At 63.2% G+C, this 16479-nt stretch carries 4 protein-coding genes; all 4 read left to right on the forward strand.

The annotated features are described in order from the left end of the window. Positions 1-44: 44 nt before the first annotated feature. The 4 genes from J3Q04_RS11540 to J3Q04_RS11555 all read left to right on the forward strand — a co-directional run bounded on the left by J3Q04_RS11540 (position 45) and on the right by J3Q04_RS11555 (position 16478). On the forward strand, positions 45-974 hold the full coding sequence (locus J3Q04_RS11540; protein WP_434606051.1) for an iron-siderophore ABC transporter substrate-binding protein: 930 nt from the start codon (positions 45-47) through the stop codon (positions 972-974). A 159-nt stretch (positions 975-1133) separates the two neighbouring features. Next, the gene (locus tag J3Q04_RS11545) at positions 1134-2087 is read left to right on the forward strand and encodes a TauD/TfdA family dioxygenase (RefSeq protein WP_434564112.1); all 954 of its coding nucleotides are present in this window, start codon (positions 1134-1136) and stop codon (positions 2085-2087) included. Positions 2088-2157: 70 nt separating this feature from the next. Then, a complete protein-coding gene (locus J3Q04_RS11550) occupies positions 2158-6972 on the forward strand; it encodes an amino acid adenylation domain-containing protein (protein ID WP_434606049.1) in 4815 nt (1604 codons plus the stop codon). A gap of 41 nt (positions 6973-7013) precedes the next feature. Next, positions 7014-16478, forward strand: coding sequence for an amino acid adenylation domain-containing protein (locus J3Q04_RS11555; RefSeq protein WP_434606046.1), 9465 nt, complete (start codon positions 7014-7016; stop codon positions 16476-16478). Position 16479: the final 1 nt, after the last annotated feature.

A 16479-nucleotide genomic window follows, 5' to 3' on the forward strand; every position in this document is an offset into this window, starting at 1 on the left:
TTGAAATTATCGGAGGCAAACGCGTGCGGGTAGGGATGAGAGAAGTGTTCAAGAGGTTGTTTGGCATGCTTTGCGTGCCGTTTGCATTGATGTCGATGCACGCTGGCGCGGCCGAAACCAAAGTGTTCGAGAACAGTTTCGGTCGTGTCGAGGTGCCTGTTTCACCCCACTGCATTGTCTCCCTGCACGATTTCAGCCTGACCGATCAGTTGCTCGAATTGGGTATCAAGCCCTGCGGATCGACAGGCAGGAAGAAGCTGTTTTCGGACGTGCTGTTTCGCGGCGCCCAGGAGCGCTTCGACGTGACAGGCATTCAATACATCGGCTCGCACCAATCTCCTGACCTGGAAGCTATCGCCGCCCTGAAGCCTGACCTGATTGTCGGCCTGTCTTATCACGCGGACCTAAAGGAAAAGCTCAGCAAAATCGCACCGGTCGTGCTGCTGCCCTCCCGGGAAAGCGACATCAAGACCTACGCCAGGCAGCTCGCCGAGCTGGTCGGCAAACAGCAGCGTTACGAAGAAATGCTCCATGAATACGAATGGGTCGTCAGCGAGTTCAAGAAGCGGGTCAAGGACCCTTCGCGGATCACGGTCACGACGCTCGAAGTCTATACCGATGGTTTCCAACTGATCGGCCGTGGCGGTATGGACGACGTCATCAAGGATTTCGGTCTCGGGCGTGTCGCCGCCTATCGTGAGGCGCGCCAGAACGTGCCCTACAGCCTGGAGCGCATCGGTGACTTCGACAGTGATTTCATTATCGACACATACGAGGAGTTACTCGATTCGGAAGCGAGCACGGCAGCGTTTCGCCAGTCGCCTCAATGGCAGAACCTGTTTGCGGTGAAAAACCGCCAGTTTCTCTACCTGAACCGCAGCCGATACGCCGATACGATGCAAGGCTTGCTGGGTTCCGCCTACCTGCTGATGTCCCATATTGCCGAGCGAGAAAGCGTGCTTCAGGCCAAGTGACTTTGTGCCGATTGTTATACAAAAGTCATTAATGACAATGATTCTCTATTGCGGTTGTTACTCGTTTGTATTAGTTTGTGCTCTCGAAAAAAACACGCTTATCGGAATGGCGAGGGATCACAAATGGAAACGGGTTTGGCGCGTGCACAGGTTCAACCCATGGAAGGCGTACCGGGCGACGAACAGACCTTGCCATTTATCTTCCACGCGCCAGGCGCGGGGGCTGCTTGGCAGGACAGCCGGGCGCAGATCCTGCAAGCAGTCGAGGCGCAGTTACCGCGAGCGGGCGGCATCCTGTTTCGTGGCTTTGTGTTCAATGGCGAAGCGGACTTTGAAGCATTCGCCCGCGGTTTCGGTCATGAACTGCTGACCTACGACTACGCCTCAACGCCGCGCACCAAGCTCAACAACCGGGTCTACACGTCGACCGAGTACCCGGCCCACCAAGTGATCCCTCTACACAACGAGCAGTCCTACTCGCTTAACTGGCCAATGAAAATCTGGTTCCACTGCATGCAGGCCTCTGCGGTGGGCGGTGAAACCCCCATTGCCGACAGCCGCAAGGTCTACCAGCAACTCGACCCCGCCATACGTCAGCGTTTCGCCGAGAAGCGCCTGATGTACGTGCGCAACTATGGCAACGGCCTCGACTTGCCCTGGCAACAGGCGTTCAGCACGGAAGACCGTTCACAAGTCGAACATTTCTGCCGCGCCAACCAGATCCAGTTCCAGTGGAAAGAGGACGGCGAGCTGTCCACCCGCCAGATCTGCCAGGCCGTGGCCCAGCACCCGGTGACTGGGGAGTGGGTGTGGTTCAACCAGGCGCATCTGTTCCATATCTCCAATCTCGCCGCACCCGTGCGCGAGACGCTGATTTCCATCGTCGGCGAAGAGGGCGTGCCACGTAACGTTTTCTACGGTGATGGCTCGCCTATCGAGCTTGATGCCCTGGAGCATGTCCGTGCCGTATTGCAGCGCTGCCAGGTGAGCTTTCCCTGGCAAGCCGGTGACGTGCTGATGCTCGACAACATGCTGGTGGCCCATGGCCGTTCGACATTCCAGGGCGCGCGAAAGGTCGTGGTCGCCATGGCCGAGCCTGCTTCCGCGAACTGAGCTAGACGCTCTTGCAGACAGCCGTCACATGGGGCGGCTCATTCAGAACAAGCAAAATGAAGGACATCAAATGCTCGATCGCTTGATGCATCGCTGCTGGCTGCGTGGGATTCGCCTATCGAAAGTCGAAGGCCAATTGGTCATCACCCCCGGATCACCTAGGGCGTTGGACGATGAACTGGCAAGCGAACTGACGGCGCACGGCGCCGACGTGCTGCAATGGCTGGCCCGGCACCCCGATTATTTTGAAGCGCGCCCGCTGACGGATAACGAGCAGGCGCTCTGGTTCTTGCAACGACTGGAGCCGGACAGCTGCGCCTATAACATCGCTTACGCAGGGCGCATCAAGGCGCAGTTCGTCACCGACGACTTGCCCCGACGCCTGCAAGGCGCCTGGGAAACGGTGCAGCGACGCTATCCCATGCTGTGCACCGCCTATGCCGAGCGCAATGGCGACCTGTTGCAGTGGAGCGACCGCGAGCGAGTCCGGCCGCTGGAGCGCATCGCGCTGCAGGCGGCCGACAGGCAGGCGTTGCAGCAGCGCGTCACCGAGTGGGCCGATAAGCCTTTCGACTTGGAAGCCGGCGACGTCAGTCGGGTCGTCCTGTTGAGCAACGTTCACGCCGATGATGTCGAGCACACCGTGCTGCTGGTAATTCATCACATCGCCGCTGACCTGGCCACGTTCTACATCGTGCTCAATGAACTGTTCGCGCTGATCAACGAGCAAGCATTGCCCGCTGTGAATCCAGATGCCTATCGCGACTATTGCAGCGAATTGCACATACGCAGCGAAGCTGCCGAACCGATGGAGCTGGCCTGGTGGCAGGCGCAATTGGAAGGCGCCCCGGCACTGGAGCTACCGACCGATTTTCACTACGGCAGCAATCAGGCATTCCAAGGCGGGGAGCTGTCGTTTCGTTTCGACCGGGCCACCACGGCCAGAATTCGTGCCGTGGCCCGTCAATGGGGCGTGACGCCTTATATCTGTTGGTTCTCTTTGTTCCAGCAGTTTCTCGGCGTGCTGTCCGGCCAGGATGACTTTGTGCTGGGCACTCCCAGCGGTTGGCGCCTGCGCCGCGAGCACGTCAATCTGCCGGGCTACCTGGTCAACCCGTTGCCGGTCCGCTGTCGTTTGCAGCGCGAGCTGTCCGGCGGCGATTGGGCCAGGCAGGTGGACGCCAACGTCAAACAAACCTTGCAGCACCGTCATTATCCGTTCTCGCGCCTCGTCAAACAGTTGGATCTGCCCCGGCAGATGGGCAGGGCGCCGCTGTTTCAGCACATGTTCACCCTCAACAAGGAGCGCATCGCGCCGTTCGAGCAGTACGTCGACCGTCTGCTGTCGGAGCAGCGTGGCGCGGCCCATGAGCTGAACATGGTCATGATCGACGAGGAAGACGGCTTCCTGTGCCGGTGGCGTTACAGCAAGGCCTTGTACCGCCACGAAACAGTCCAACGTTTTTGCGAACAGTTCGTTGCGTTGGTCCACGCGGTCATCGAACAGCCGGACGTACCGTTTGCCCAGCTCGACTGGCTGGCACCGGCGCAGCAATCCTTGCTCTGTGGCGAGGACCTGCCGGTCCCGGTCAGCAACGCCTGGCAGGCGTTCGTCCAGCAGTGCGTTCGAAAGCCCGAGTCAATTGCCCTGCAAGACGAACAGGGCACGCTCAGCTATGCCGAATTGGGCCGTGCAGTGGTCGCCCGTGGCGAGCGCTTGCAAGCAGGCGCGAATCTGGAGGGCGCACGCATCGCCTTATGCTTGCCCCGCAGCCGCGAGCTGGTGATGCACATGCTCGCCGCCTGGCAGTGCGGCGCCACCTACCTGGCCCTCGATCCGCAGTGGCCGCAGTCGCGTTTGCAGGACATCTGCCAGGATGGCACGCCCAAGGTCTGGGTCGGCGAGGGCCAGCGTCCCGAGTGGCTGCCTGAAACGGTGCGGTGGCTGTCGTTGCCAACTGAGGCGTTGTCGGGTGAATCGCCGTTGCGCGCGTCCTTGCCCGCTGAAAGGTCGGCCTACGTCGTCTACACCTCCGGCTCCACGGGACGGCCGAAGGGGGTGATGGTCAGCCAGGGCAACCTGATCCATTACGTGGTCGGGTGCCTGGAACGCCTGGATCTGTCCGCCGATGCCAGTCTGGCAAGTCTCGCCAGCTGCGCCACCGACTTGGGGCACACGGCCTTGTTCGGTGCGTTGCTCAGCGGCCGTCGCCTGCGGCTATTGGCTGAGGAACTGTCATTCGACGCCGAGGAGCTGGCGGCCGTGCTTGAGCGCGATCCCGTGGACCTGCTTAAAATTGTGCCTTCACACCTCAACGCCTTGCTGGTCGCCAACGATCCCCAGCGCCTATTGCCGCGCCGATGCCTGGTCACCGGTGGCGAAGCCCTGGGCCATGAGCTGGTTTCGCGCTTGCGGGCATTGATGCCGGACCTGCGTATCGTCAACCACTACGGCCCCAGTGAAACCACCGTCGGGGTGTTGACTCATGAGGTCGATATCGATGGCGCGGCACCGCTGGGACGACCGCTGCCCAATGTCCAGGTCAGCGTGCGTTCGTCCGAGGGCCGTCTGTTGCCGATCGGTGTCAGCGGCGAACTTTGCGTGCAGGGCAAAACGGTTGCGCTGGGTTACCTCAGCGCCAACGATTCAGACCACGCCCGCTTCGGTGCCCATGGCTATCGCACCGGTGACCGGGTGCGGCTCAATCATCGGGGGCAGATGGAGTTTCTCGGTCGGCTCGATGAGCAGGTCAAGATCCGCGGGTATCGGGTCGAGCCGGCAGAGGTTGCGGCACGGCTGCGGGCGATGCCGCAGGTCGGCGACGTACAGGTGCTGAACAACCCATCGCCCCTGACGGGCAACCGCTTGGTGGCGTTCCTGGTCGCACCATTGGCCGCGTTGCCTGATATTCAGGCCGCCCTGCAAGCGCAACTGCCGGACTATATGCAACCGTCCCAGTGGCATTGCCTCGATGGGTTTGCCTTGTTGCCCAACGGAAAAGTCGATCGCAAGGCATTGCAGCATTTGGCCGGGCAAGCGCCGGCCACCGCGCAGACGACGTCTCCCATCGAGGAACCTCTGAATGCGGTTGAAAGCGCGTTGCTGGATATCTGGCGCGGGCTGCTCGGCAACCCCGACCTCGGCCCCGATGACAACTTCTTCGCCTTGGGCGGCGATTCGATCCTCGGCCTGCAGATCATTGCCTTGGCCCGCCAGCAACATATCCTGATGACGCCCAAGCAGTTGTTTGCCGAACAGAGCGTACGCGCCTTGGCCCGAGTGGTGCAGACGCCACAGCGCAACCTCGAACAGCGTCTGCTCAATATCGCTCGTGAGATTCTCAATAACCCCGACCTGAGGGTCGATGACAATTTCTTCAGTGTCGGGGGAGACTCGATCCTGAGCTTGCAGATCATCGCCCGGGCCAAGCAGCACGGGCTGCAGCTCAAGCCCAAGCAGATTTTCGAGTTCCCAACCGTGCGTGGTTGGGCCGAGCAGGTGGTTGATCTTGGCGCGGTGGAGACGGGCGCTACGCCGGCCGTGCTCGAACCTGTCACAGCGTTCGCCCTGACGCCGATCCAGCAATGGTTTTTCGCCCAGAAGCAAACCGAGCCCGAGCATTGGAACCAATCCTTGCTTCTGGCATTGAACGCACCATTGGAACAGGCGCGGTTCATCCAGGCTGTTGGCGCACTGTTACAACGTCATGCCAGCTTGCGCCTGATATTTGAAACGTCGGAGCAGGGTTGGCAACAACGCTACCAGGCGTTTTCCTCGGGCCAGCTCGACGGGTTGTTCCACATCGAAGACCAACCCTTGGACGAAGCGCTGTTGCAGCGCTGGCAACAAGGCTTTGATTTGGGCAAGGCGCCTTTGATCCGCTGGGTGTATTTCTCCCATAGCCGTGAGCTGCTATGCACGGCGCATCACTTGCTGGTCGATGCCGTGTCCTGGCAAGTGCTGCTGGAGGAATTGGAAAGCCTCTACTTGCAACCGAACGCGGCGTTGCCTGCCGTGTCGGCGGGTTTCCACGCATGGAGCGAGGCCTTGCAGCAGCATCGCCGCGAGCCCGCCGTCCTGGCCCAGGTTGGCTACTGGCATGAGCAGGTAGCCGCCGAACATAGCGCTCCTCAACAGCCCAATACATACGGCGAAAGCCGGACACTGGACATGCAACTGTCGGTCGAGCAAACACAATTGCTGTTGGGCGATTGTCACTCGGCCTACAGCACTCAGGTCCAGGATCTGCTGGTGGCCGCGTTGGCCGGTGTCATCGGCCAATGGCAGGGGCGCGAGCGCGTCACCCTGGAGCTGGAAAGCCACGGTCGTAGTGGCTGGGAGCAAGGCCCCGAGCTGTCGCGCTCCATCGGTTGGCACACCAGCCGATATCCGCTGGCCATCAATACTTCCCGGGATTTGGAATCCTCGATCATCGCGGCCAAGGAAGCCCTGCGCCGCGTCCCCGAACAAGGCATCGGCTACGGCCTGCTGCGCCAGGATCCGGCCCACGGCCTGGGTGCCGTCACGCTGCTGACGTTCAACTACCTGGGGCGTGTCGATCAGTGGATCGGCGCATCGAGCCTCTGGCGCCTGGCGCGGCCGATGTGCCCCGGCATGCGCGCCGACAGCACCTGCCGCACCCATTGGCTGGACGTGACGGCGCTCATCAATGAAGGCCAGCTACACGTCGAATGGCGTTATGCGCCGCAGGTCCACGATCAGGTGTTGGTGAACGAACTGGCGCGGCAATTCCAGCAGCGACTCAGCACCTTGCTGGATCACTGTCAGGCCCCTGCGGCGGGCCGCGCCACGGCTTCGGATTTCGCCGACTCGGGCCTGTCCGACGATGAATTTTTGGGGTTGCTCGAACAACTTGAGCAATGAACCCCCTGCGCCCCCCAATTACAGGTTCGGATACCGTCAGCATGAACGACAAGGTCAAAGCTGTTTCGCGCAATATCGAAGCTATTTACCCGCTGGCTCCCATGCAGCAAGGACTGCTGTTTCACAGCCTGATGCACCCTGGCAAGGGCATGTATCTGCTCCAATATCGCCATGTCATGGTCATGCCGGACCTGGACCTCGCGGCCTTCCGCCAGGCCTGGGCGCAGGTGGTGGAGCGCCATGAACTGCTGCGCACATCGTTCGTCTGGAAGCAGCAGAAACGCCCGATGCAGGTGGTGCACAAGCAGGTCGAATTACCGATCACCTATGAAGATTGGTCGCATCTGAGCGAAGGCGAGCAGCAGGACCGCCTCGAGCAATTGCTCAGCGCGGAGCGTGCCGAAGGCCTGGACTTCACCAAGGCGCCACTGATGCGGGTCAGGCTGTACAAACTGGCGCCCGACACCTACCAGTTCGTGCGCAGCTACCACCACATCCTCATGGATGCCTGGTGCTTCTCGATCATCATGATGGACTTCCTCAACGGCTACCGCGCCGCCCGGGAAGGGCGCCGACTGAGCCTGCCGACACCGCGCCCGTATCGCGACTTTATCCGGTGGCTGGAAACCCAGAAACCGGAAGATCACCAAGCCTTCTGGCAACAGCGACTGGCGGGCTTCGATACGCCCAACGAGTTTGGCTTTGGTCATGTCGGTCGCATCCAAGGTGCTGCCGAACCGGTCGAAGACTGTGTCGAACTCCTGGAGCCCGGGCAGACCCAGGCGTTGCAGAACGTCGCGGCGCAGCACGGCCTGACCCTCAACACCCTGGTGCAAGGCGCCTGGGCGCTATTGCTCGGGCGCTACAGTGGTGATCGCGACTTGGTAATGGGCATCACCGTCGCTGGCCGCCCGGTGCACCTGCAAGGCATGGAAAGCATCGTCGGCCTGTTCATCAATAGCTTGCCGCTGCGCTGGAGCTGTGGTCCGGAGGATAAGCTCGGCCCGTGGCTGAAAGCCTTGCAGACCGAAAACCTGAGCCTGCGCGAACACGAAAGTGTTTCCCTGGCCGACATCCAGCGCTGGAGCGACGTTCAGCGACAGGACTTGTTCCAGAGCCTGTTCGTGTTCGAGAACGCGCCCATTGCCGCCGACTTGCGCCAGGGCCAGTTGGATTACCTGATCAGCGACATGGCCAACCGCACCCACACCAACTACCCGGTCACTGTGGTAATCGTGCCGGGCGAGCGCCTGCACCTGCAGTTGACCTATCAAACCGACTGGTTCCTGCGCGAAGAAATCGAGCAAATGCTGCGGCATTTCCGCACCTTGCTGTTGAACATGGGCGATGCCCTCGGCGCAGACGCCGGCACGCCCTTGCATCATTTGGCGATGCTGGATGAAAGCGAAGTCACTCACCAGCACGAGGTTTGGGCCGGCGGTGGCCTGGCGGCGGACGAGCAACTGCTGCAACCCTTATACATTGAGCGATTCCAGCAACAGGTGCGCCAGACGCCAGAGCGTGTCGCCGTTGTCCATGGCGAGCAAAGCCTGACGTTCGATCAGCTGAACCGCGCCGCTAACCGACTGGCTCGGCACTTGCGCGCCCAGGGTGTGGGCAGCGACGACCTGATCGCGGTGTTCGACGAGCGGGGCCTGGATCTGGTGGTGATGATTGTCGCCACGCTGAAGGCCGGTGCCGGTTGGCTGCCGCTCGATCCGCGCAACCCGGCGCAGCGCCTGGCCCAAGTGCTGCGCCAGAGCCGCACGCCGTTGCTGATCCATAGCGCAGGGCAGGGCGAGCTGGCGATGCAGGCCCTCGACCTGCTCATGCACCGACCCAAGGCCGTTCGCTACGACCCTTCGGTGCTGGGCAGCTATAGCGACGATAACCTCGACATCACGGTGCACGGCACATCATTGGCATACTGCATCTTCACTTCTGGCTCCACTGGCACGCCGAAGGGCGCGATGGTGGCGCAGGCGGGCATGCTCAATAACATTCTCGGTAAATTGCCGGGGCTGGGGCTCGATGCGAACGATGTGATTGCCCAGACCGCGCCGCAGTGCTTTGACATCTCAGTCTGGCAGACCCTCGCCGGCCTGGTGCTCGGAGCCCGCACCGTGATCCTCGGCGACTGCGTGGTGCAGGACCCCGAGGCATTGGCCTCGGCCATCGGGCGGCACGGCATCAGCATCCTCGAAGCGGTGCCGTCCTTGATGCAAAGCCTGCTGGACGCTGGATTGCAAACGTCCCCCCTGCGCTGGGTGCTTGCCACGGGCGAGGCCTTGCCGCCGGCCTTGGCGCGTCGCTGGTTCGAGCGCTACCCGGCGATCCCGCTGATGAATGCCTACGGGCCGGCTGAGTGCTCCGATGACGTGGCCTTTCATCCGCTGCTCGAGCGCCTGCCGGAACAGCGCATCAACGTACCGATCGGCCGCGCCACGCTGAACAATCGCTTGTACCTGCTCAACGCCGATCTGCAGCCGATACCGGTCGGCGCGGTCGGGGAGATCTTCGTTGCCGGTGTCGGCGTCGGGCGCGGTTACATGGCCGACCCTGCGCGTACGGCGGCGGTGTTCCTGCCGGACCCGATCGCCAACGACGGTTCACGCCTGTACCGCACCGGTGACCTGGCGCGCTTCCTGCCCAACGGCGACCTGGAATACGTCGGACGCACCGACCATCAAGTCAAGATTCGCGGCCACCGCATCGAGCTGGACGAGATCGAGGCATGCCTGACCCATTACCCCGGCGTGCGCGAAGCCGTGGTCGTGGCCCGTGACGACCAGCAACGCGCCAAGGTACTGGTGGCTTACGTCGTGGCCAATGACGCCTGCAGCATCGAGATGTTGCGCGAGCATGTACTGGGCAATCTCCCGGCCTACATGATCCCGAGCGCATTCGTATTCCTGGAGCGTTTCCCGCTCAACGGCAACGGCAAGATCGACCGCAAGTCGTTGCCCTCCCCGGATTTTGCCGCGCAAAGCCAGGCCCGCTATGTGGCGCCGAGCAGCGAGTTGCAAGGCCAGTTGGTGCAAGCCTGGCAAAGCGTGCTCGGCCTGGACCAGGTGGGTGTCGAGGACAACTTCTTCGAGCTGGGCGGCCATTCGCTGCTGGCGACCCAGTTGATCGGCCTGATCGGTAAGCTCAGCGGCAAGGATTTGCCGTTGCGCGTGGTCTTCGAGCGTCCGACCATTACCGCCATGGCGGATTGGCTGGAGAACCAGGCCGGCGCGGTAAAGCCGTCGCCGACCTTGCTGCCGCGCCCGGAAACGCTGCCGCTCTCGTTTGCCCAGCAACGGTTGTGGTTCCTGCAACAACTCGACCCCGACAGCCCGGCGTACAACCTGGCCGGCGCCGTGCGCCTGACTGGCGAGCTGTACGTCGCTGACCTGCACGCGGCGTTGCAAGCGGTCCTCGACCAGCACGAGGTGCTGCGCACCGGGTTCATCGGCGCGGCCCAAGGGCCGAGCCAGGTTGTCCTGGCGCACAGCGAAATTGAGTTGCCAGTCATCGATGTGGCGAGCGAAGACGCGCTGCACGAACGGCTACGCCTGGACGCCATGACACCGTTCGCCCTCGACGCGGCGCCGCTGTTGCGCGCCAGGCTGTATCGCCTGGCGCCGGAGGCGTTTGTCCTGTCGTTGAATTGCCACCACATCATTGCCGATGGCTGGTCCTTGCAACTGATCATCGACGGCCTCTGCGAGCAGTACCGCAATCGTCGCAAGGGCGTCGCGACCCCACGGCCCGCCCCGGCAATGCAATACGCCGACTACGCCGTGTGGCAACGCCAGTGGATGGGCAGCAAGGCGTGCGAGCAAGAGCTGGCCTACTGGCGCGAGCAACTGGCCGGCGAGCTGCCGGTGCTCGACCTGGCGGCCGATTTCCCTCGTCCCGCCCAGGCGAGCCAGGCCGGTGGACGTGTCGAGCGTCGCTTGCCCGACGACCTGGCGGCGCGGCTCAGGACCTTCAGCGCTCGCCATGGCTGGAGCAACTTCATCCCGATGCTGACCGCTTTCCAACTGCTGTTGCGCAGTCGCAGCGGAGAAAACGACATCCTGGTCGGTGTACCGGCGGCCAACCGGCACCATGCGGCGTTGCAGCCGCTGGTGGGTTGCTTCGTCAACACATTGGTGTACCGCAAGAAAATCTCCGGCGAGCGCAGCCCGCTGCAACTGATGAGCGAATTGCAGGCATTGTCGGTTTCGGTCCAGTCCCACCAGGACTTGCCGTTCGATTACTTGATCGAACAGTTGGGAGTGGTCCGGCAGGTGAGCTACAACCCGCTGTTCCAGGTCATGTTCAATTACTTCCCGGGCAACGCTCTGGAGCGTTTCGAACTCACTGACGTCATCGCCGAGCCGCTGGACAACCGCCCGGAGAGCGCCTTGTGCGATCTGCACCTGGACGTGCGCGACAGCGAACACGGGATTAACCTGAGTTTGCAATACAGCAGCGACCTGTTCCGCGAGCAGACCGTGCGAGGCATGGCCGAGCAGTACCTGGCCTTGCTCGATGCGGTGATCCAACAGGCCGGGCGGCCGCTGGGTGAGTTGACATGGCAGCCCGCTGAACGGGCCCTGGCGCGGATCGATGGCCGCGCCCTGGCCGGTCAGCAAGACATCCTTGACGCCTTCGCGCTTCAGGTTGCGCGCCAGCCCGAGGCGATTGCCGTCGTGGCAGGCAATCAACAAATGACCTACGCCGAATTGGACCAAGCCGCCGAGGCACTCGCAACGAGGTTGCAGGTCCAGGGTGTCGGTGTCGAAGACCGCGTAGCGTTGAGCCTGCCGCGCGACGCTCGCCTGCCCATGGCCATGCTGGCGGTCCTCAAGGCCGGGGCGGCGTATGTGCCGTTGGCCGAGGACACGCCGCCGGAGCGCGGCCGCTACATTCTCCAGGCGGCGCAGCCCACGTTGTGCCTGGGCACCGCCGCGAGCCTCGGCGTGTTGGCGCAGTGGAACCCCGGCCTGCCGCTGCTGGACATCGACGCCAGTGGGGCGACCGGTACGCGCAAGCCTGTGGACTGCAACCCCGGTCAACTCGCCTACGTGCTGTACACCTCGGGTTCCACCGGCCAGCCCAAAGGGGTGGCGATCAGCCGTGGCAACCTGATGAACCTGATGCTGGCCGTCGAGCAGGTCCTGCCAATGACGGCCCGGGACCGGGTCCTGGCCTTGACCACCGCGACCTTTGACATTGCCATTGTCGAGTTGCTCCTGCCCTTGGCCCATGGCGCCAGCATCCTGCTGGCCGATCGAGAGCAGGCGCGGGACCCGCAAGCGATCGATCAGTTGCTGATAGGCGGACGACCCACCGTCATGCAGGCCACGCCGGCCACCTGGCGAATGCTCGTGGCGCATACCTCCCGCAGCTGGCGGGGCGTGCGTGCCATCTCCGGTGGCGAAGCCTTGCCGTGCGCGTTGGCCGAAGCCATCGAGGGCAGGGGTGCCAAGGTCATCAACGGCTACGGGCCGACTGAAGCGACCGTCTACAGCACCTTCGAAGTGCGCGGTGGCGAAGAAAGCGCGGTCGAGGTGCCGATCGGGCAACCGGTGGCGAACACCGCCGCATACGTGCTCGACGCTGACTTGCAACCGGTGGCTGCCGGCGTGCCAGGTGAGCTGTACCTCGCGGGGGCCAACTTGGGTCGCGGCTATTTCGCTGCCGCGCGCCTGACCGCCGCCGCGTTCCTGCCGGACCCTTTCGTGGCTGGCGCGCGCATGTACCGCACCGGCGACCGGGTCCGACGCAATGGCAACGGCAGCCTGGATTACCTCGGGCGCCTGGATTTCCAGGTCAAGCTGCGGGGTTTCCGTATCGAATTGGGGGAAATCGAAGCGCTGTTGTCCCGCGTCCCCGGGGTCCGCGAGGCGGCCGTGGTGCTGCTGGGCAGCGGTGACGCGGCGCGGCTGGTGGGCTACTACGCTGGCGATGCGCTGGACGAAACGACTCTGCGCGCCAGCCTCGGCGCCCAATTGCCGGACTACATGTTGCCCGGCCAGTTCGTTCGCCTCGACACCTTGCCGTTGAGCCCCAGCGGCAAAGTCGACCGCAAGGCCTTGCCGGCGCCGCAACAGCGTGACGGCCAGCAGGGCGCGCTGTCGAGCGACTGGGAACAAACCCTGGCCGGCCTCTGGGAAGAGCTGCTGGAATGCACCGACATTGGCGCCGACGACAACTTCTTTGCCCTCGGCGGACACTCGCTGTTGGCGGCGCGGCTGGTGGCGCGAATCGCCGAACAGCATGGCCGCCGCCTGCCATTGCGCAGCGTGTTCGAACAACCGGTGCTACGGGACTTGGCCGCCATTTTGGCCCAGGCAAGCACCGAGGCTGATCGCATCCTGCGCCCGTTCGCAGAACCCTTGGCGCCGTTGCATTTCACTCAGCAACGCTTGTGGTTCCTTGACCGTTTACAGGGCGATACCCAGGCCTACCATCTGTCCTTGGCGCTGCGCCTGGATGGCATCCTACAACCCGATTTGCTGGAGCAGGCGCTGGCGCAACTGGAGGCTCGCCAACACAGTCTGCGGACGGTGTTCAGCGACACCGCCGACGGCGCACGCCAGCATATCGAAGACCTTGTGGCGGTGCCGCTGAGCTTCGAACCGCTGGAAGTCGATGAGCATTCGAGCGGCTTCGCCCAGAAGCTCAGCCAGGAGGCGCAGCATTCATTCGATCTCACAGCGCCGCCGCTGTGGCGGGTGCGTGTGTACCAGGGCCAGGATCGCAGCGTTCTGCAGGTGACCTTGCATCACATCATCGCTGACGCGCGTTCGCTGGAGATTCTCTTCAATGAACTGCAAGTGATCTACCAGGCTTTGCTGGAAAGGCGTGACGCTTGTCTGCCAGCGTTGCCGTTGCAGTTTTCCGACATCGCGGCCAGTTGGCAGAGCCCGGCGGGGCAGGCGCAGATCGAGTCGCAACTTGACTATTGGCGCCGTACCCTGGCGGGCGAGCCGCCGGTGCTGAACCTGCCGACCGACATGCCTCGGCCCGCCGAGCAGGGCTACAAGGGCCAGCGTCTGCGCTTCAACCTGTCGGCTAGGCTGGTCAAGCGCCTGCGCGAGACGGCGCAGCGCCGTGGCCTGACCGCTTTTGCACCGTTGCTGGCCGCCTGGAAAACCTTGCTGGCCAGGCACTCGGGCCAACGTGAAATCTGGATTGGCTTGCCGGTCGCCCATCGCCATCAGGCTCATACCGACAACCTGATCGGCTATTTCGCCACCACTCAGGTCCTGCGCAGCCATCTCGATCCGCAACAATCGGTCGAACAGTTCTGGCAGCAGTTGCAAACCACGCACCTGGCGGCGCAACAGCACGCCGACGTGCCTTTCGAGCGCCTGGTGGAAGCCCTGCAAGTACGCCGCGATCTCAGCCACACGCCGCTGTTCCAGGCGTTGTTCAACCTGATCCAACGCGATCCCACCGCAACGACCGAGCAGCACTTCGCCGGCTTGCCCGTACAGCGACTCAACGTTGAAAGCGACAGTGCCCTGGTGGACATCGGTCTGCACATCGAGCAGCAGGGCGAGGAGTGGCAATGCGTGCTGGAATACAACACCGACCTGTTCCTGGCGCACACCGCGCAACGTTATGCCGATGAGTTCCGCTACCTGCTCGAAGGCATGTTGGAACAACCCGAAGTGCGCCTCTGGGACATCGACCTGGCCAATGCCGACCACGCCTTGGCCCAGCGTCCTTGGAACCGTCCGGCGCAATCCTCGACGCCAGTGGTGGACGTCATCGCCCGTTTCGAACAGCAGGTCGTCCTGACACCTGAAGCGCTGGCGGTGGATTGCCAGGACCAGCAACTGACCTATGCGCAACTCAACGCCATCAGCAATCGCCTGGCCCAGTGGCTGCGCGCGCAAGGTGTCGGCACGGATGACCTGGTTGCGGTCTGTCTGACTCGCGGTCCATGGCTGCTGCCAACCCTGTTGGCGGCCCACAAGGCCGGTGCGGCGTACCTGCCACTGGATCCGCAGCAGCCGGGCGAGCGCCTGGGCTTAATCATCCGGCATGCGCGTGCGGCCATGGTGCTTACTGAAAGCCTTTGCGCCGGGGCCTTGGGCGGCGTCAACCACTTCCTGCTCGACGGGTTGGCGCTGGACAATTGCAGCGACGCCAACCTTGCATTGCCGATCGATCCACAGCAGCGCGCCTACGTGATCTATACCTCGGGCTCCACCGGCACACCGAAAGGCGTGCAGGTCAGCCGCGGTAACCTGAGCAATCTGCTGGCAGGCCTCGATCGCTTGCTGCCGCTTGGCGCCGAGGATGTTTGGCTCGCCAGCACCACGTACGCCTTCGATATGTGCAAGCCGGAGCTGTTCCTGCCGCTGGTCAACGGCGCGGCCATCCTGCTGGCGCGCCGCGAGCAGGTGGTCGACGGGCATCAACTGTTCGCGCTGCTGCGCCGGGCGACGGTATTCCAGGCTACCCCCGCTGGATGGCAGATCCTGCTGGAAACCGGCCAGGCCGATTGGCCGCCGCTGCGTGGCCTGATCGGTGGCGAGGCGGTGCCCGGTGAGCTGGTGAACGAACTGCGCGGTCGTGGCGTGGCGCTGATCAACGCCTACGGCCCGACGGAAACCACCGTGTGGTCGACCACCCAGGCGTTGCAGGAGGTGCCGTCCGGCGTCGCCGACATCGGCGCGCCGTTGCTCAACACGCTCTGCTACGTGCTCGACGACATGCTCCGCCCGGTGCCGCTCGGCGCGACGGGTGAGCTGTATATCGCCGGCTCCGGCGTCACGCGAGGGTATCAGCATGCGCCGGCCACCACGGCGGCGGCGTATTTGCCAGATCCCTATGCAGGCGAACCCGGTAGCCGCATGTACCGCACCGGCGACTTGGTACGCCGCCGCAACGACGGGCGGCTGGCCTATGTAGGTCGCGGCGATTTCCAGGTCAAGGTGCGCGGTTTCCGTATCGAGCCCGGTGAAATCGAATCGCTGCTGCGCCGTTACCCAGGCGTGGAAGAAGCGGTGGTGATGATCGATCCGTGCAGCCAGAGCCTGTTTGCCTGGCTGCAGACACCGAGCCCGGTCGATCAGGCGGCGTTGCGTCGGTATCTGGAAGGCGTGCTCCCGGGCTACATGATCCCGGCTGGCTTCATCGAGCAGCCACGTCTGGCCCTCAACGCCAATGGAAAGATCGACCGCAAGGCCTTGCCGGCACCACAGCCTGTGGCGATCCAGGGAGTGGCGCCGCGCAGCGAGCTGGAGCGGCAGTTGGCGGGCATCTGGCAGGACCTGCTGGCGTTGCCGCAGGTTGGCGTGTTCAGCAGCTTCTTCGAGCTGGGCGGACATTCGTTGTTGGCCATGCGTTTGATGACTCAGGTCGAGAGCCGTTTTGGCGTCAAGCTCGAACTGCGCAGCCTGTTCCAGAACCCCACAATCGCCGCGCTCGCCGAGCAGATTGAAAAACCCCAGGGGCCTTCGACCGACGAAGCCCTGGACGAAATGCAGCGCCTGTTGGCCGAGATGGAAATGTAAG

This window comes from Pseudomonas sp. D4-21, assembly GCF_051132125.1.
Taxonomy (GTDB): domain Bacteria; phylum Pseudomonadota; class Gammaproteobacteria; order Pseudomonadales; family Pseudomonadaceae; genus Aquipseudomonas.

Excerpts from the sequence above, each read along its gene's own strand:
- J3Q04_RS11545 (WP_434564112.1), top strand. The coding sequence starts at position 1,134 with ATGGAAGGCGTACCGGGCGACGAACAGACCTTGCCATTTATCTTCCAC.
- J3Q04_RS11550 (WP_434606049.1), top strand. The coding sequence starts at position 2,158 with ATGCTCGATCGCTTGATGCATCGCTGCTGGCTGCGTGGGATTCGCCTA.
- J3Q04_RS11555 (WP_434606046.1), top strand. The coding sequence starts at position 7,014 with ATGAACGACAAGGTCAAAGCTGTTTCGCGCAATATCGAAGCTATTTAC.